We start from the raw sequence: 17,327 nt of genomic DNA on the forward strand, positions 1-17,327 counted from the left end.
GCCCGCGCCCGCGCCTGTCGCCCCGCCTCGCGCCGCCACGCCGGCTGCGCCGGGCGGCTCGTCGCCCGGCCTCGCGTCGGCGGCGCGCCCTCAACGGTGACGAAACCGCACATGGCACTAGTACGCAGCCTTCGCGCGCTCGACTGGCTCAACTTCTTCCTCGCGAATGTGCAGACCGGCTTCGGGCCGTTCATCGCCTCCTATCTGACGTCGAATAAATGGACGCAGGGCGAGATCGGCGTGGCGCTCTCGGTCGGCACGGCCACCGCGATGATCAGCCAGGTTCCGGCCGGCGCCCTCATCGACGTGCTGCGCAACAAGCGCGTGGCAGGCGCCGCGGCGATCGTCGCGATCGCCGCGTGCGCGCTCCTGCTCGCGGCGAGCCCGACGCTGTTGCCCGTGCTCGCCGCCGAAGTCTTTCACGGCTTCGCGAGCAGCATGCTGACGCCGGCGATCGCGGCGATCTCGATCGCGCTCGTCGGGCGCCATGCGTTGGGCGACCGGCTCGGGCGCAACGCGCGCTGGGCGTCGATCGGCAGCGCGGTCGCGGCGGGGCTGATGGGGCTTTTCGGCGAATACTATTCCGCGCGCGCCGTGTTCTGGCTGACGGCAGCGCTCACGGTGCCCGCGCTCTTCGCGCTCTCGATGATCGAGAACACCGGGGCCGTGCCCTACGGCGCCCCGCCGCAGCCCGAAGCGCGCGAGAGCATGTCGGTGCTGCTGCGCGACAGGCGCATGCTGATCTTCGCGGCGTGCATCGCGCTCTTTCACTTGTCGAACGCGGCGATGCTCAACCTCGCCGCGGGCGAAGTCACGACGCACATGAGCGACAACGTTCAGCTCGTGATCGCGGCGTGCATCATCGTGCCGCAGATGGTGGTCGCGGCGCTCTCGCCGTGGGTGGGGCGCTCGGCGGAACGTTGGGGCAGACGCCCGATCCTGCTGTTCGGCTTTTCCGCGCTGCCGGTGCGGGCCCTGCTGTTCGCGGGCATCAGCAGCCCGTATCTGCTCGTGCCGGTGCAGGCGTTCGACGGCATCAGCGCCGCCGTGTTCGGCGTGATGCTGCCGCTGATCGCCGCCGACGTAGCGGGCGGCAAGGGGCGCTACAACTTGTGTATCGGCCTCTTCGGCCTGACGGCAGGGATCGGCGCGACGCTCAGCACGCTCGTCGCCGGGTTTATCTCGGATCACTTCGGCAATGCGGTCAGCTTCCTCGTGCTGGCTGCCTGCGGGGCGCTGGCGGTGCTGCTCGTATGGGCCGCGCTGCCGGAGACGCGCGATCCGGTGCCGGCGCCCGAAGCGGAGCCGGCCGGCGACAGCCAGCCGTCTTCCGCAACCGGGCCGTAAGGAACATAAGGAACCGCAGGCGCACGATGCGCCGGCGGTATCGCTCAGGCAGCTCAGGCAGCTCAGGCAGCTCAAGCAACGCCCGGCCGTGGCGGAATGCGATGCTTCAGGACTGAAGCTCGCGATCGACCGCTTCGCGCGCTGCCTTGAACGTCGCCTCCGCCGCCTTGTGCTCGGTCGGCCAATAGCCGTCGATGTGCACAAGCCGCCAGTCGACCACCACCTCGTCGCCCTTCAGCACGCGAAAGTGAGATTTCACGCCGGTCATGACTTGTTCGACGGCGACTTCCAGGTCATAGCCGTTGTAGGCTTCCTGATAGCCGCCCATGTCGATGCCTTTCGCTTCCACCGCGGTCTCCCCGCCAATCGATTCAATCGCAGTCGCCGGACAGGTACTTCCGGCCGTCGCAAGTGATTTCGATCCTGCCTTCGCCGGTTTCGCCGGCGAGGCCGGCGTGCAGCAATTCGGCGGCGACGGCGCTCGACAATAGCGGCGGCACTTGTCCGACACCGACGTCGTTCAAACGTCGCAGCGCTTCGACCGCATCAGGACTCAGGGATTTGGACATGGCCGGCTCCTCCTCGCGCAAGGGTTCCCGATTCATCGTAGCACTTTCCATGCGCTTCGCCGGGGGCAAGCGGGCGCTCGCGCACATCGAAAAGCGAGCGCGGAGGAGCCGGCGGCGGAATGGCCGATGCGGTCAGAGACGGGCGATCGAAACCTCGGTCGACTTCACGAGCGCCACCACTTCCGAGCCGACCTTCAAATCGAGCTCGTCGACCGAGCGCGTCGTAATCACCGACGTGACGATGCCGAACGGCGTGTCGACGTCGACTTCGGAGACCACCGGTCCGCGGATGATCTCCTTGACCCTGCCTTGGAATTGATTGCGTACGTTGATCGCGGAAATGCCCATGTCTGTCAGCTCCAGTTTGGATCAGTCGAGGTCGATGAATAAAGCGCTTCAGACGGCCCAGCGCACGTCGCTCGGCCGCACGATGCGTTCGCGCTCCCGCTCGTCGGGCGCCGCCGCGTGAGCGCGCGGCGTGCTCGCCAGCACGCGTTGCAGCACGTCGTCTTCGAGCGCCGAGAACGCGGCCGACGCACGCGCGCGCGGCCTCTCGAGCGGCACGGGCTGAACGAGCGCGATGCGCCCGCCTTCGATCAGCAGAATCCGGTCGGCGAGCGCAACCGCCTCCTGCACGTCGTGCGTGACGAGCAGCGCGGTGAAGCCGTGCTCGCGCCACAGCCGCTCGATCAGCGTGTGCATCTCGATGCGGGTCAGCGCATCGAGTGCGCCGAGCGGCTCGTCGAGCAGCAGCAGCTGCGGCCGGTGCACGAGCGCACGCGCGAGCGCCACGCGCTGCCGCTGGCCGCCCGAAAGCTGCGACGGCCAATCGTTCGCGCGTTCGAACAAGCCGACTTCCGCGAGCACCGAGCGCGCGTCGTCGCGCGCGCCGCGGCCAAGCCCGAGCGTCACGTTCTGCAATACCGTCTTCCACGGCAAGAGACGTGAGTCCTGGAACATGATGCGCGTCTCCAACGGCGCGCCTGCGACGCCGCTCTTGGCGAGGACGCCCGCGTCCGCGCTTTCGAGGCCCGCGACGAGGCGCAGCAGCGTCGACTTCCCGCAGCCGCTGCGCCCGACGATCGCGACAAAACTGCCGCGCTCGATCGATAAGTCGAAATCGGACAGCACCGCGCGTTCGCCGTAACGCTTGCCGACGCCGCGCAGATCGACGGCGGCGTCGCCCGGCTGGCGGCGCGCATCGGCGTCATCGGTGTGCAGCCGTTGCACGGCTGTGCGGGCTGCCGCAGCCGCTTCGCGCGCCACGTTCGCCTCGGCGCGCCGCGCATCGTGAAGCGCCTCGTCGCGTTCGGCCGCCGACGCCTCGTCGCGGTCGTGATCGCGCGTTCGCGACTGGGCCAGCTCGGCCTCCAGGTCGGTCCCGGCGATGCCGCCGAAGGACGTCGCGAGTGTCGTCGCCGTCATGCTTTCGTTCCTCGTTGATAAGCCGGATGCCAGCGCAGGGTCACGCGCTCGAGCCCCTTCGCGAACAGGTCGGCGATTTTGCCGAGCGCCGCGTAGAGCAGGATCCCGACCACCACCACGTCCGTTTGCAAGAACTCGCGCGCATTCATCGTCAGGTAGCCGATGCCCGATTGCGCGGAGATCGTTTCGGCGACGATCAGCGTCACCCACATGAGCCCGAACGCGAAGCGCACGCCGACCAGAATCGACGGCAGCGCGCCCGGCAGAATCACATGGCGACACAGCGCGAAGCCCTTGAGCCCGTAGCTTCTCGCCATCTCGATCAGGTTCGCGTCGACCGAGCGGATGCCGTGGAACGTGTTCACGTACACGGGGAAAAACACACCGAGCGCGACGAGAAAGAGCTTCGCTTTCTCGTCGATGCCGAACCAGAGGATCACGAGCGGAATCATCGCGAGCGCCGGAATGTTGCGGATCATCTGGATCGTCGTATCGAGCGCGGTTTCGGCCGGCTTGAAGAGGCCCGTCGCAAGACCGAGCGCTAGCCCAATGCCGCCGCCGAGCGCAAAGCCCGACACCGCGCGCCACGTGCTCACCTTGACGTCCCTCCACATCTCGCCCGACTGGAGCAGCGCCCACGCCGCCTTCACGACCGCAAGCGGCTCAGGAAGGATGCGCGCCGACAGCGTGCCGCTTTTCGCAGCCAGCTCCCAGGCGATGAGGATCGCGATCGGCACGAGCCACGGAACCAGGCGCGAAAGCGTGCGGCGTGTGAAGTGAGCAGCAAGGCGCGTTGTGGTCGCGTGAGTCTTGCCCGCCGAAGCCGCGCGCGCGCCGCTCGCGCTGAAAGAGATTTGAGCCATGGATGCCTCTGCCTTTACCGACGCCTGCCTTACCGATGCGCGCGTTTGCGGCGCGCGGCAGCGTCGGCCGATGCACGCCGGCATGCCGGCGCACTCAGTGGTTTCGCTACGAGGAGTGGGTTTGCACGCGGCAAGCCGCTCAGCTCCGGCTCGCCTTCGGCAGATAGCCGTTGCCGACGATCTCGCCGAACGGCCCCGACAACGGCCCGTTGGCGCGGTGCCGCTTGCGTCCCGGCAAGAGCGGAAACACGAGTTCGGCGAAGCGATACGACTCTTCCAGATGCGGATAGCCGGACAGGATGAAGGTCTCGATGCCGAGGTCCGCGTATTCGCGCATGCGCGTGGCGATTTGATGAGGATTCCCGACGAGTGCCGTTCCCGCGCCGCTGCGCACGAGCCCGACGCCCGCCCACAAGTTCGGGTAGACCTCGAGCTCCTGGCGGCTGCCGCGCTTGCCGCCGTGCAGCGCCGCCATCCGCTGCTGCCCTTCCGAATCCATCTTCGAGAACGACGCTTGCGCGCGGGCGATCGTGTCGTCGTCGAGACGGCTGACGAGGCGGTCCGCAGCGGCCCACGCTTCTTCCTCGGTCTCGCGCACGATCACATGCAGGCGGATGCCGAATTTGATCTTGCGCCCGCGCTCGGCGGCGCGCGCGCGGATGTCCGCGATCTTCTTCTCGACCGCCGCGGGCGGCTCACCCCAGGTGAGATAGGTATCGATATGGTCGGCCGCGATCGCATGCGCCGCCGGCGACGACCCGCCGAACCACAGCGGCGGATGCGGATGCTGCACCGGCGGATACAGCACCTTGCCGCCCTTCGAGCTCAGATGCTGGCCCGAGAACTCGATCGCCTCGTTCGTGTGCGATGCGGCGAGCAGGTCGCGCCAGATGTGCAGGAACTCGTCGGTGATCTCGTAGCGCGTGCCGTGATCGGCAAAGAGACCGTCGCCTTCGAGCTCGGCTGAATCGCCGCCTGTCACGACGTTGATCAAGAGGCGCCCGTCCGAGAGCCGGTCGAACGTCGACGCCATGCGCGCAAAGAGCCCCGGCGAGGCGATGCCCGGCCGGATTGCGACGAGGAACTTCAAGCGCCTGGTTGCCGGGATCAGGCTCGATGCGACCACCCAGGCGTCTTCGCACGAACGGCCCGTCGGCAGCAGCACGCCCTCGTAGCCGAGCGTGTCGGCGGCGACGGCGATCTGCCGGAAATAGTCGTAGTCCGCTGCGCGCGCGCCCTCGGAGGTGCCGAGATAGCGGCTGTCGCCATGGGTCGGAATGAACCAGAACACATTCATCTGCTGCTCCTGCAGGGTGCTTGCCGTTGATCTTGGAGCAGACAGTCTAGGGAGGGCCTTAAGCGTTTTGAACGATTTTTTTGAGCTTAGGTTTTACGCTTCCGTGCTTAGCGCGACGCTTTAGCTTGTGTTTTTGCCTGCGGTTTTACGTCGATAGGAAGCAATGCGACAGCGCTCGCCCTCTATAATGGCGCTCGTTCTGAATTACGGCGCGGCTTGCGGGAAAAGCATCGGACGCGCCCCTCGCGGTGCACTCCATGCAAAAAGTCATTCTGCCGTTCGTGTCCGGCTTTCTCGCCGCCCTGTTCTTTCACGAGGCCACGCTCGCGCTGCTGCACGCGGCCGGCTTCGTCGACGCGAACGGCTTTTCGACCGCGCCGTTCCTGCCGCTCGGCATCCCCGAATTCATCGCGAACGCGATCTGGAGCGCCGTCTGGGCGGTGTTGATGGCGTGGCTCTTGCGCGTATCGCCCGAACGCGTTGCGCCGTGGATTCAGTCGTTCGTGTTCGGGGGCATCGTGCTGACCGCGGCGAGCACGTTCGTCGTCGATCCCGTGCGCGGCATCTGGCCGAGCGGCAACATGCTGCCGCGCCTGGCTGTCGGGTTTGCCGCGAATGCGATGTGGGGCTGGGGCGCGCTCGTGTTCATGCGCGCATTCATGGCGGGACAGGAAGAGGATTAGACCTGGTTTGCGCTTTCAGTCAACCCTGGGGGGCGCGGTGCCCCGTCAGGACGAGCAAACCGCGTCAGCCAACCAAATGACGCAGCGGATGTTCCGCCGCAGCCCACGGGCTCTCGAACATGCGCTCCACCTCTTCGCGCGTCACATCCTCGACCCGTGGGATCCGCCATACCGGGCGATTGTCTTTGTCGACGATACGCGCGCGCACGCCTTCGATCACGTCGCCGCGCGCAAACGTCGAGCGCGTCAGATCGAGATCGCTGCGCAAACGCTCGGCCATCGAGCCTTCCGCGCGCACCACGACTTCGAGCGACACCGCCATCGAGAGCGGCGATCGCTCGCGCATCGCGCCCTCCGTCTCTTCCGCCCATTCGCTCGCGGCGCAATCGGTTTCGCTTGCCAGCGAGGCCAGAATCCGCGCGACGTCCGGCTGCGCGAAGTGCCGGTCGATCCATGCACGCGTCGTCGCGAGCCGCGACGTGTCGGGCGTCGGCACGACCTTGCAAAGCAACGCCGCGCGCCGCACGCACTCGACGACCTCCGCGCCGCTTTCGAACGGCTCGCGGGCCAGCGTGTCGAGGAGCGCCGGCACCGCCGAATCGTCGACGTAGACGTCAGCGAGGCCGGCATAGAGCGCATCGGCGGCTTCGATCGTCGTGCCCGTCACCGCCAGATAGCGGCCGATCGCACCCGGCGTGCGCGCGAGAAACCAGCCCGCGCCGACATCGGGAAAGAGCCCGATGCGCGTTTCCGGCATCGCCATCTTGGTCGAGCCCATCACGACGCGCAGGCCGCCCGTGCGATGCGCAGGCAGCGAGATGCCCATGCCCCCGCCCATCACGATGCCGTTCATCAGCGCGATGTAGGGCTTCGGGTAGGCGAAGACGGCGTGGTCGAGCGAATATTCCTCGATGAAGAAAGCGTCGACCGCATCTTGATCGCCGCGCGCATAGGCCTCGTGGAAATAGCGCACGTCGCCGCCCGCGCAGAACGCGCGCGGATGCGGGCTGTGCACGACCACCGCGAGCACGCCGGCGTCGTCGCGCCACTCGTCGAGCGCGGCATGCATCGCGCGAATCATCGACGTGGACAGCGCATTCAACGCTTTAGGACGATTCAGCTCGACATAACCAATCCGATTCGCGACGTAAGCGCGGACCTCTTCGTTCTCTGTGACGGAAAGCGGTTCAGGCGTGGACATGAGTGATGTGGCCGCATGCGGCTGCGAGGCAGTGATGGACGGGCACAACGGTAACACGTTACGCGGATGCCTTGCGGCTGCGCTTGGCGGGCGCTGCTGCGTTCGCTTCCGATGGCGAACCGGCACGCGCATTCATCTGAGCATTCGCATCCGCTGCTTTCGCCTCCGCGACCTTGCGCGAGCGTTTCGCGCCCGACGCACCGAACCAGGCGTCGATCGCCGTATCGACGAGCTTCTCGACCGGCGACTGAGGATAGACCGGACACGTCAGCGTCAGTGCAACGATGCCATGCAGCGTCGCCCATAACGCCTCGACCCAAGTGCGGCTGTCCGCCGGCGCAGGCACGCGCCCTGCCGCTTTCAGCGCGTCGATGGCGTCGATCAGCAGATGAAACGCGGCGTCGCCAGCGTCGCCGGTCGAAGCTTCGGCGGCCGCTTCCGGCACATCCGCTGCGCCGTTCGTGACGCCCCCGCCGGACGAGCCGCCCAGCGCGGCATCGGCGTAGCTCGGATCTTCCATGAAGATCAGGCGGTACGTCTCGCGATTCGCGAGCCCGAACGCGACGTACGCGTGCGCGATCGCCCTCAGGCGCTTCTCAGGCTCGGCGATTTGCGCATGCGGCGCGAGGCTCGCGAGCAGTTGCTCGTAGCCCTCGGCGCACAGCGCGCGAGCGATGTCGTCACGGCTTTCGAAATGCAGATACAGCGTGGCGGGCGAATATTCGATCGCATCGGCGATCTTGCGCATCGACAGCGCGGCGAAGCCCTCGCGCATCACGATCGCTCGCGACGCTTCGAGGATGCGTTCCCGCAGTGCCTGCTTCTGGCGGTGTTTTCGTTCGGCGATTCCCATGCCGTGCATTTTCAGGTTGACAAACTGAAAAGTCAAATTAAACTGAACACCGTTCACTGAACATCGTTCAATTTCTATTCGACAGTCATCTCGCCGGGCACATCGCCTTCAAGGAGTCGCCATGGAAAACGTCGCACAAGCGGGGAAAGTCGGATTATTCGGCGCCGCTGGGGCCGCGGGCCGCAGCATTGCGGCAGCGCTCGCGGCCGCGAGCCGCGGCTACCGCGTCGTCGGCCGTCATCGCGAACCGCTCGAAACGCAATTCGGCGGCGATCCGCATGCCGAAATCGCGACCTGGAATCTGGACGATCCCGCGTCGGTCGCCGCGGCAGCGCGGGGCTTGAAGACGGCCGTCTATCTGGTCGGCGTGCCCTACCACCAGTTCGCGCTGCATCCGCAACAGATGCAAAAGGCGCTCGACGGCATGCGCGCAGCCGGCGTCGAGCGGTTGATTCTGATCGGCACCGTCTACCCGTACGGGCGGGCGCAAACCCATCCCGTCACCGAAGCGCATCCGCGCGAGCCGCATACGTTCAAGGGCCGCATGCGCCTTGCGCAGGAAAACCTCGTGCTCGACGCGCACGGCAAGGACGGCTTGCAAACCCTGGTGCTGCGGCTGCCCGATTTCTACGGCCCCGGCGTCGAGCGCAGCTTCTTGCATGGCGTGTTCGCTGGCGCCGCGCACGGCAAGCGCGCGCAGATGATCGGCCCGATCGACGTGCCGCACGAATTCGTGTTCCTGCCCGATGTCGGCCCGGTCGTCGAAAAGCTCACGCGCGCGCCTGAGGCGTACGGGCGCGTATGGCATCTCGCCGGCGCCGGCACGATCACGCAGCGCGAAATCGCCGAGACAGCCTATCGCCTGGCCGGCCGCACGCCCAAGCTGATGGTCGCAACGAAGCCGATGCTGCGCCTGTTCGGTCTCTTCGACCCGATGCTGCGGGAGCTGGTGGAAATGCACTATTTGCTGTCCGACCCCGTCTTGCTCGACGACAGCGCCCTGCGCGCGCTGATCGGACCGATCGAGAAGACGTCTTACGACGAGGGCATCCGGCTGTCGCTGGAAGCGGCGCGCGGCACCGGCGCGCCCCTAGCGGTTGCGGCCTGAGCGGCAACGAAGCAAAGACAAAGCGTCTGCCGCCCGCGCACCGATGCGCTTTGCAGATTAATCATCGCCGGCATTCGAACTCCGCCCATGACATGCACGTAAAATGCGGTTCGTTCGAAAACGACGGAGCGCAATGTGAGCAAATACTTTTTCGAAGGCCGCGAGGTGCCGGAAACCGACGCGGCCTCGGCATGGTTCACGCACGCCGCGAGCAAGGGGATCGAGATCTCGCGCGCGATCGACATCTGGGAGGACGCCGCCACGGTCGAAGGCGACAAGAGCCGGCTCGCCGTCGGCGAAGCCGGCATCCGCATCGAGTTCGCTACGATGAAGTAAGCGCGCTTGCTTGGCGGCGCGAGCGTTCCCGCGCTTGCACGCGCCGCTTCAATGCGCCTGCATCTTCGAGAACAGATTGAGCACGACGACGCCCGCGACGATAAGGCCAAGCCCCGCGAGCGCCGCGAGATCCGGCACTTGCCGGTACAGCACGATGGCGGCCAGCGTGATGAGCACAATCCCGACGCCGGACCAGATCGCATAGACGATGCCGACCGGCATCGACTTCAACGTGAGCGACAAGCAATAGAAGGCCACGCCATAGCCCGCCACGACCACGAGCGACGGCCACAAGCGCGAGAACCCCTCGGATGCGCGCAGCGCCGAAGTCCCGATCACTTCGGCGACGATCGCGATGGCAAGCCATACATATCCCCGCATCGCGTCAGGCCTTTGCAAGCGCGAGCTTGCCGTAGTCCTGACCCAGCTCCGCGCAGAGCGCCTCGACGACGAGCTCATGATCGGCGCGCTGCGGCAAGCCGGACACCGCCACCGAGCCGATCACGCCCGCGCCCGCGACGGTCAGCGGAAACGCGCCGCCATGCGGCGCATACTCGGCCACCGGCAGGCCGTGCTTGTCGGCAAGCGTGGTGCCCGCGTGCTGCATCTTCAAGCCGATCGCATACGAGCTGCGCCGGAAGTGCGCGACGACGTTGCTCTTGCGGCGCACCCAATCGACGTTGTCGGGCGTCGCGCCGTCGAGCGCGCAGAAGAAAAGCGGCTGGCCGAAGGTGCGCACGTCGATCGCGAGCGCCAAACCGCGCGCCACCGCGAGCTCATGCAAATAGGCGCCGAGCTGCCACGCACGGGCGGCGTCGAAGCGAGGAAAGGCAAGCGCATGCTCTTGCGCGGCAATCGCCTGCAGATCGTGAGCGATATCCATGAGATCAGCCTGAGTCGAGATGAAATGCGTGCGGACTTGCATCGCTGCGTGTCCCTTTGTGCCGCGTCGTGCGTCACGCGCTGAAAAGACACGGTGCGAATTGAATTCGCCACGATTCTAGCGCACGCCCTACGAGCGCAATTGCACGCCACGCGCCATCGTTCCGCCAATCGACGCCACGCCTTTGCGCGCATTTGCACTTTGCCCGCACCTCGCTCCCGCCCTTCTTGCGCCCGGTGCTTGACGGCAACTTTTAGTCGATCCGTCAAAAGGTGTTGCGCGGTGTTTGGGTTTCCCCTATAATTCAATTCTTCGACGGACGCGGGGTGGAGCAGTCTGGCAGCTCGTCGGGCTCATAACCCGAAGGTCGTAGGTTCAAATCCTACCCCCGCAACCAAGCAGCAAAATCGCAGTCAAGCGCAAGATTCTCAGCAAAAAGCCCGATCATCGCGATCGGGCTTTTTGCTTTGATGTCTCATCTTTAGCAGCGCATATTCCCGAGGAAACGTACGACGCGTCCGACGCGCGTGCAACGCGCTTCTCACGGTCTGCGATGGCAAGCATCCAGCGCAAGAGACGAGAAACTCCCCTGCCGGTGATAAACTCTCATCACACTTTTCCGCCCGCCTCCCATGAAATTCTGTTCAACCTGCGGCCACACGGTGAGCTTGCGCATACCGGCCGGCGATAACCGCGAGCGCTTCGTCTGCGAAGACTGCGGCACCGTGCATTACCAGAATCCCCGCAACGTGGTCGGCACCGTGCCTGTGTGGGACGACAAGGTGCTGCTGTGCCGCCGCGCGATCGAACCGCGCTACGGCTACTGGACGCTCCCCGCCGGCTTCATGGAAATGGGCGAAACGACTTCCGAAGCCGCTGCGCGCGAAACGCTGGAGGAAGCCGGTGCGCGGGTCGAAGTGCAGCATCTGTTTTCGCTCTTGAACGTGCCGCACGTGCATCAAGTGCACTTGTTCTATCTCGCACGTCTGCTCGATCTCGATATCGAGCCCGGCGAAGAAAGCCTCGAAGTCAAGCTCTTCGACGAGCGCGACATCCCGTGGGGCGACATCGCGTTCCCGACTGTCGGCCAAACCCTGCGTTTCTTCTTCGCCGACCGCGCAGCCGGCAGTTACGGGCTGCACACCGGCGACATCTTCCGCTCGCTGCGCGACGGCTGAGCCTTCCTGAGCATCCGCGACGACGCATGGTCCCTTGGCTCGGCCCCGACGATCCGTTTCCGCCTGTCGAGCGCGCGCTCGGCGCAACGAGCGGTGCGCCAGGGTTGCTTGCCGCCAGCGCCGATCTCCTGCCCTCGCGTCTCATCGACGCGTACCGGCGCGGCATCTTCCCGTGGTACTCCGACGGACAGCCGGTACTGTGGTGGAGCCCCGACCCGCGCATGGTCCTGGTGCCCGGCGAGTTCAAAGTGTCGCCGTCGCTCAAGAAGACGCTCAAGCGCGTGCTGCGTGAAGACCGCTGGGAAGTGCGCGTCGACTGCGAGTTCGCGGCCGTGATGCGCTCGTGCGCGCAGGCGCCGAGGCGCGGGCAGCGCGGCACGTGGATCACCGCGGAAATCATCGACGCCTATTCTTCGCTGCACCGGGTCGGCGACGCGCACAGCATCGAAACCTGGCTCGACGGCGAGCGCGTCGGCGGCCTCTATGGCGTGTCGTTCGGCAAGATGTTCTTCGGCGAATCGATGTTCGCGGATGTGACGGACGCCTCGAAAATCGCGCTCGCCGGGCTCGTCGGACACCTGCGCCGTCACGAGGTCGAGTTGATCGATTGCCAGCAGAATACGGCTCACCTCGCGTCGCTCGGCGGCCGCGAGATCGCGCGCAAGGCGTTCGTCGCGCATGTCAAGAGCGCCGTCGCTGCCTCGCCGATTCCGTGGCGGTTCGACAAGTCCGTCCTGGCGGATCTCGTCGCGCCGCCCGTTGCTTCCGCTCCTTGATCCCGGGCGCATCGCAAGGCATCCGAGGCGGCCGTCCTGCCGCCACGTCAGCGCGCGGGCCACTCCAAATCATTCAAAATACTTAAATTCACGCCAAATCGCGTTGCCGCATGGGCGCCATGGCACACGAGACGAAACAAACCCGCGTCGTCCGCCATATACTTGTCATCAACGCCGCGCAATGCATGAATCGTGCGCTGCCGGCCCAGACGACCGAGCCCGTCCGATAGCCTTGCCGCGGCTGTCAAAGAGGCTTGCAATACCAAAAGACGACGCTTTGAGAGCCGCCGATGACTCACCCGAATGAGCTGCCGCTTTCACCGCTTTCCGCGCTGCAATTCTATGCAACCGCACCCTACCCGTGCAGCTACCTGGATGGGCGCATCGCACGATCGCAGGTTGCCACGCCCAGCCACTTGATCAATTCCGACGTCTATACCGAACTCGTCAAGAGCGGATTCCGGCGCTCCGGCGTCTTCACGTACCGCCCGTATTGCGACGGCTGCCGCGCGTGCGTGCCGGTGCGCGTGCCGGTCGATGCGTTCAAGCCGAACCGCACGCAGCGCCGCATAGGGAAGAAGCATGGGGGGCTGATCGCGTCGGTCGCGCCGCTGCACTACGACGAAGAACACTACGCGCTCTATATGCGCTACCAGGCCGCGCGCCACGCGGGCGGCGGCATGGACCGCGACAGCCGGGATCAATACGAGCAGTTCCTGCTGCAAAGCCGGATCAATTCGCGTCTCGTCGAATTTCGCGAACCGCCGCAAGAGACGCACGACCTCGCGCACCGAGCGCCGAACGAACAAGGCAGGCTGCGCATGGTAAGCATGATCGACATCCTCGGCGACGGGCTCTCGTCGGTCTACACGTTCTTCGATCCGGACGAGCCGCACGCGAGCTACGGCACCTACAACATCCTCTGGCAGATCGAACAGGCAAAGAGCCTGCGGCTGCCGCACGTCTATCTCGGCTACTGGATCCGCGAGAGCGCGAAGATGGCGTACAAGGCGAACTTCCGCCCGCTCGAAGGCCTCTTCGACGGCCGCTGGAAAGTGCTGGACCCGGACAGCGCCGATCTGCCCCCCGTCGACGCGGCGCTTTCCACCGGCGAGCGCTGAGACGATGCTTGCGTCGATTTTCCGTCGTACGCCCGCGTCGGTTCGCATGCAACGGCGGGAGCGCATTTCAAACCCGCTAAAATAGCCGGTTATCAAAATTCAGCCGCACCGCCGGCCCGCCCCGTGTTCACCTCCCTCTATCCGCTTGTCCGCGCCTCACTCTTTCGCATCGATCCGGAAAACGCCCACCACCTGACGCTGGCCGCGCTCGGCGCAGCGGGCCGCACCGGCCTTGCGCGCGTCTTCGGCGCACGCGTGCCCGACGCGCCGCGCACGGCGATGGGCCTCACGTTCCGCAACCCGGTCGGGCTCGCGGCGGGGCTCGACAAGGATGGCGCCTGCATCGACGGATTTGCCCAGCTCGGCTTCGGCTTCATCGAAGTCGGCACGGTCACGCCGCGCGCGCAGCCGGGCAACCCGCGCCCGCGCATGTTCCGGCTGCCCCAAGCCAACGCGATCATCAACCGGATGGGGTTCAACAACCAAGGCGTCGACCAGTTCGTGAAGAACGTGCAGGCCGCGCGCTATCGCGGCGTGCTGGGCCTGAACATCGGCAAGAACGCCGACACGCCGATCGAGCGCGCGGCCGAAGACTATCTGTACTGCCTCGAGCGCGTGTACCCGTTCGCGAGCTACGTGACGATCAACATCTCGTCGCCGAACACGAAGGACCTTCGGCAATTGCAAGGCGCGGGCGAACTCGACGCGCTCCTGGCCGCGCTCAAGGACAAGCAGCAGCGCCTCGCCGACATGCACGGCAAGCTCGTCCCGCTCGCGCTGAAAATCGCCCCCGACCTCGACGACGAGCAGATCAAAGCGATCGCCGATACGCTCCTGCACCACCGGATCGAAGGCGTAATCGCGACCAACACGACGCTCTCGCGCACCGCCGTCGCCGGGCTGCAGCACGCGGACGAAGCAGGCGGCCTGTCGGGCAAGCCCGTGTTCGACGCGTCGAATGAAGTGATCCGCAAGCTTTACGCCGAACTCGGCAACACCGTGCCGATCATTGGGGTCGGCGGCATCTTCTCCGGCGACGATGCGCGTGCGAAACTCGCGGCGGGCGCGTCGCTGGTGCAGCTTTATACCGGCTTCATCTACCGCGGTCCGGCGCTGATCGCGGAATGCGCGGAAGCCGCCGCCCGTAGTCGTTTCGCGTAATATAGAAATAAACAAACGATATTTATAGAGCGATTGCAATATCGCTATCATTGCGACCACAACAACGCCCGAAGCGGGCAAGGAAAGGAACACGATGAAATTTTCGCTGCTGAAAAAGCTCTTTGTCGCCGGCCTGATCGGCGCAACCTTCACCGCCGTCACCGCGCACGCGGAGGACCTGCTCGACCAGGTCAAGCAGCGCGGCTCGCTGCGCATCGGTCTCGAGGGCACGTTCCCGCCGTTCAACTCGAAGGCGGCAAACGGCGAGCTGGTCGGCTACGACGTGGATATCGCCAAGGCCGTCGCCGCGAAGCTCGGCGTGAAACCCGAGTTCGTCACGACCGAATGGAGCGGCATCATCGCCGGTCTGCAGGCGGGCAAGTTCGACGTGATCGTGAACCAGGTCGGCGTCACCGACGCGCGCAAGCAGACGCTCGATTTTTCGCCCGCCTACACCTACTCGGCTGCGCAACTGATCCAACGCAAGGACGACACGCGCCAGTTCAACTCGCTCGACGAGCTGAAGGGCCATAAGCTCGGCGTCGGTCTCGGCACGAACTATATGGACATGGCGAAGTCGGTGCCGGGCATCGACGTCGTGACCTATCCGGGCGCGCCCGAATATCTGCGCGATCTCGCGGCCGGCCGCATCGACGCCGCGCTCAATGACCGCCTGATGCTCGCGTACCTGCTGAAGAACTCGCAACTGCCGCTGCGCACGGGGGCGACGGTCGGCGCGGGCAACCCGTCGGCGATTCCGTTCAAGAAGGGCAATCCGAAGTTCGCGAAGGCGATCGACGACGCGATGACCCAGCTCGAAGCGGACGGCACGTTCTCGAAGATCTCCGACAAGTGGTTCGGCATCGACGTGACGAAGCCTGTCACGAAGTAAGCCGTAGATCATCCCGGCCCGCTTGTGGACCAGAGACAACGTTGTATGGAACCCGAGCGAGTGCTAAAGCGCTAACTCGGGTCGACCGCAAAAGGGCGGCATCGCGAAGATGCCGCCCTTTGCTATTTGCCACCAGTTTATGATGTGCGCTCGATTCGTTTCCTCAGCGCGTTATAAATTCGTAAAAAATGTCCACCACTTCCCTGCTCGTCCAATCGATGCCGGTGCTCGCGCAAGGTGCCGTCCTGACCGTCAAGTTCGCAGTGCTGTCGATGATCTTCGGGCTCATCGCGGCCGTCGTGCTCGCGCTGATGGGCATCAGCCACAGCAAGCCGCTCAACGGGATCGCGCGCGTCTACGTCAGCCTGATGCGCGGCACGCCGCTCCTCGTGCAGATCTTCGTCATTTACTACGGCCTGCCGAGCCTCGGGATCTCGCTCGATCCGACACCTGCCGGCGTCATCGCGTTGTCGGCAAACGTCGCCGCTTATCTGTCGGAGAGCATGCGCGGTGCCATCAACGGCATCCATCGCGGACAGTGGCTCGCGGCCTATAGCCTCGGCTTGTCGCGCCGCCAGACGCTGCGCTTCGTGATCGGTCCGCAGGCGCTGCGCATCGCCGTGCCGAGCCTGTCGAACAGCCTCATCAGCTTGATCAAGGACACGTCGCTCGTGTCCGTCATTACCGTGACCGAACTCTTGCGCAGCGCGCAGGAAATCATCGCGACGACTTATCAGCCGCTGCCGCTCTATCTCGCGGCGGCGGCCGTCTATTGGGTGCTGTGCCAGGTGCTCGAGTGGGTGCAGCACTGGTATGAGCGGCGGCTTGCGTTGCCGTCGCGGCATTGAGCGCGATGCGGACGGAGGCTGAGCTTGCGCTCGCCGGCGTCCGCAGCTTCAAGCGCCGACGCCCGCACGTTCAGCGCGAGGCCAGCGGCGCCGGCGTGTCGAGCAACGCGCCGAAGCGATTCATGCGCGGCAGATAGTCGTGGTCCGGATCGAGCGAGTACACGACGCGGCGCGTGCGCCCCATCACTTCGCGGCGCGGGAAGAAGCCGAAGTAGCGCGAATCGGCGCTGTCATCGCGATTGTCCCCGAGCATCAGGTACTCGCCGGGCGGCACGATAACCGGGCCGAACGTGCTGCGCGGGCTCGGCTCGATCTCCGAAAGACGCACGGTGTGCGCGACACCGTCGAAACGCTCCGTCAGATACTCGGCGCGCGTTGCCGGGCCGTCGGCCATCGGCGTCGACGCGAGCGGCTGATAGTCGGCACGCACGCCGTTCACGTAGAGCACGTTCTCGCGCAACGCGATGCGGTCGCCCGGCACGCCGATCACGCGCTTCACGAGCAGTTCATGCGCGGCCGTCGAATCGATCGTCACGATGTCGCCGCGCCGCGGATCGCCGAGGTGGGCCAGCGCCACGTGCGTGAACGGCACGCGCAGATCGTAGGCCAGCTTGTCGACGAGAATGCGGTCGCCTTCGCGTATCGTCGGGAGCATCGAGCCGCTCGGCACGACGTTCCAGTCGGCGATCGCGCTGCGAAACAGCACCATCAGGAAAATAAAGGCGATCAGGCTCTTGTTGTCGCGCCAGAGTTTGCCCACGATGCGCATCACTGCGGCTCCTTTGG

21 protein-coding genes and 1 tRNA gene are annotated in these 17,327 nt (G+C 65.6%); 11 read left to right on the forward strand and 11 right to left on the reverse strand.

From position 1 onward, the window contains the following. Positions 1–111 precede the first annotated feature (111 nt). Positions 112–1,347, forward strand: a complete 1,236-nt coding sequence (locus J3489_RS33525) for an MFS transporter (protein ID WP_207005115.1) — start codon at positions 112–114, stop codon at positions 1,345–1,347. Positions 1,348–1,453: 106 nt separating this feature from the next. On the opposite strand, the gene J3489_RS33530 is transcribed toward J3489_RS33525, so the two are convergent. The 6 genes from J3489_RS33530 to ssuD form a co-directional block, all read right to left on the reverse strand. Then, positions 1,454–1,696, reverse strand: a complete 243-nt coding sequence (locus J3489_RS33530) for a DUF6566 family protein (RefSeq protein ID WP_207005116.1) — start codon at positions 1,694–1,696, stop codon at positions 1,454–1,456. A gap of 22 nt (positions 1,697–1,718) precedes the next feature. Beyond that, positions 1,719–1,916, reverse strand: a complete 198-nt coding sequence (locus tag J3489_RS33535; protein WP_207005117.1) for a hypothetical protein — start codon at positions 1,914–1,916, stop codon at positions 1,719–1,721. Between the two features lie 132 nt (positions 1,917–2,048). Continuing rightward, entirely contained in the window at positions 2,049–2,264 is a 216-nt protein-coding gene (locus J3489_RS33540) for a TOBE domain-containing protein (protein WP_207005118.1), read from the reverse strand. 48 nt (positions 2,265–2,312) lie between these two features. Next, positions 2,313–3,341 (reverse strand): ATP-binding cassette domain-containing protein, encoded by a 1,029-nt coding sequence (locus J3489_RS33545; RefSeq protein WP_207005119.1) that lies wholly within the window; start codon positions 3,339–3,341, stop codon positions 2,313–2,315. Next, a complete protein-coding gene (ssuC, locus tag J3489_RS33550; protein ID WP_207005120.1) occupies positions 3,338–4,204 on the reverse strand; it encodes an aliphatic sulfonate ABC transporter permease SsuC in 867 nt (288 codons plus the stop codon). The genes J3489_RS33545 and ssuC overlap by 4 nt, the downstream gene beginning before the upstream one ends. A 139-nt stretch (positions 4,205–4,343) precedes the next feature. Continuing rightward, positions 4,344–5,501: an FMNH2-dependent alkanesulfonate monooxygenase gene (ssuD, locus tag J3489_RS33555; protein ID WP_207005121.1), complete on the reverse strand. Its 1,158-nt coding sequence runs from the start codon at positions 5,499–5,501 to the stop codon at positions 4,344–4,346. A 257-nt stretch (positions 5,502–5,758) separates the two neighbouring features. On the opposite strand from ssuD, the gene J3489_RS33560 reads away from it, so the two are divergent. Continuing rightward, positions 5,759–6,184 carry a hypothetical protein gene (locus J3489_RS33560; protein WP_207005122.1) on the forward strand — a complete coding sequence of 142 codons (426 nt, stop codon included), beginning with the start codon at positions 5,759–5,761 and terminating at the stop codon, positions 6,182–6,184. A gap of 64 nt (positions 6,185–6,248) precedes the next feature. On the opposite strand, the gene J3489_RS33565 is transcribed toward J3489_RS33560, so the two are convergent. Next, positions 6,249–7,385 (reverse strand): enoyl-CoA hydratase/isomerase family protein, encoded by a 1,137-nt coding sequence (locus tag J3489_RS33565; protein WP_207005123.1) that lies wholly within the window; start codon positions 7,383–7,385, stop codon positions 6,249–6,251. Positions 7,386–7,443: 58 nt separating this feature from the next. Then, positions 7,444–8,274 (reverse strand): TetR/AcrR family transcriptional regulator, encoded by an 831-nt coding sequence (locus J3489_RS33570; RefSeq protein WP_374193513.1) that lies wholly within the window; start codon positions 8,272–8,274, stop codon positions 7,444–7,446. 85 nt (positions 8,275–8,359) lie between these two features. Between J3489_RS33570 and J3489_RS33575 the strand changes: the two genes are divergently transcribed. Together J3489_RS33575 and J3489_RS33580 are read left to right on the forward strand one after the other, a co-directional pair. Beyond that, the gene (locus tag J3489_RS33575; RefSeq protein ID WP_207005124.1) at positions 8,360–9,346 is read left to right on the forward strand and encodes an NAD-dependent epimerase/dehydratase family protein; all 987 of its coding nucleotides are present in this window, start codon (positions 8,360–8,362) and stop codon (positions 9,344–9,346) included. Positions 9,347–9,481: 135 nt separating this feature from the next. Then, entirely contained in the window at positions 9,482–9,682 is a 201-nt protein-coding gene (locus J3489_RS33580; RefSeq protein WP_207005125.1) for a hypothetical protein, read from the forward strand. Between the two features lie 48 nt (positions 9,683–9,730). Here J3489_RS33580 and J3489_RS33585 read toward each other — a convergent pair whose 3' ends face one another. Next, positions 9,731–10,063 (reverse strand): DMT family transporter, encoded by a 333-nt coding sequence (locus J3489_RS33585; RefSeq protein ID WP_207005126.1) that lies wholly within the window; start codon positions 10,061–10,063, stop codon positions 9,731–9,733. A gap of 4 nt (positions 10,064–10,067) precedes the next feature. Then, positions 10,068–10,565 (reverse strand): heme-degrading domain-containing protein, encoded by a 498-nt coding sequence (locus tag J3489_RS33590; RefSeq protein WP_207005127.1) that lies wholly within the window; start codon positions 10,563–10,565, stop codon positions 10,068–10,070. 320 nt (positions 10,566–10,885) lie between these two features. On the opposite strand from J3489_RS33590, the gene J3489_RS33595 reads away from it, so the two are divergent. From J3489_RS33595 to J3489_RS33625, 7 genes are all read left to right on the forward strand, one after another. After that, positions 10,886–10,962, forward strand: a tRNA-Met gene (locus J3489_RS33595). A 235-nt stretch (positions 10,963–11,197) separates the two neighbouring features. Further along, positions 11,198–11,743 carry an NUDIX hydrolase gene (locus tag J3489_RS33600; protein ID WP_207005128.1) on the forward strand — a complete coding sequence of 182 codons (546 nt, stop codon included), beginning with the start codon at positions 11,198–11,200 and terminating at the stop codon, positions 11,741–11,743. A 26-nt stretch (positions 11,744–11,769) separates the two neighbouring features. Next, positions 11,770–12,519 (forward strand): leucyl/phenylalanyl-tRNA--protein transferase, encoded by a 750-nt coding sequence (aat, locus tag J3489_RS33605; protein ID WP_207005129.1) that lies wholly within the window; start codon positions 11,770–11,772, stop codon positions 12,517–12,519. Positions 12,520–12,809: 290 nt separating this feature from the next. Then, the gene (locus tag J3489_RS33610; RefSeq protein WP_207005130.1) at positions 12,810–13,640 is read left to right on the forward strand and encodes an arginyltransferase; all 831 of its coding nucleotides are present in this window, start codon (positions 12,810–12,812) and stop codon (positions 13,638–13,640) included. Positions 13,641–13,763: 123 nt separating this feature from the next. Beyond that, positions 13,764–14,801, forward strand: a complete 1,038-nt coding sequence (locus tag J3489_RS33615; protein ID WP_207005131.1) for a quinone-dependent dihydroorotate dehydrogenase — start codon at positions 13,764–13,766, stop codon at positions 14,799–14,801. A 94-nt stretch (positions 14,802–14,895) separates the two neighbouring features. Then, positions 14,896–15,693: a transporter substrate-binding domain-containing protein gene (locus J3489_RS33620; RefSeq protein ID WP_207005132.1), complete on the forward strand. Its 798-nt coding sequence runs from the start codon at positions 14,896–14,898 to the stop codon at positions 15,691–15,693. Positions 15,694–15,881: 188 nt separating this feature from the next. After that, a complete protein-coding gene (locus J3489_RS33625; RefSeq protein WP_207005133.1) occupies positions 15,882–16,541 on the forward strand; it encodes an amino acid ABC transporter permease in 660 nt (219 codons plus the stop codon). Positions 16,542–16,611: 70 nt separating this feature from the next. Here J3489_RS33625 and lepB read toward each other — a convergent pair whose 3' ends face one another. Next, positions 16,612–17,310, reverse strand: a complete 699-nt coding sequence (gene lepB / locus J3489_RS33630; RefSeq protein WP_207005148.1) for a signal peptidase I — start codon at positions 17,308–17,310, stop codon at positions 16,612–16,614. Positions 17,311–17,327: the final 17 nt, after the last annotated feature.

Source organism: Trinickia mobilis (assembly GCF_017315705.1).
Taxonomy (GTDB): Bacteria; Pseudomonadota; Gammaproteobacteria; order Burkholderiales; family Burkholderiaceae; genus Trinickia_A; species Trinickia_A mobilis.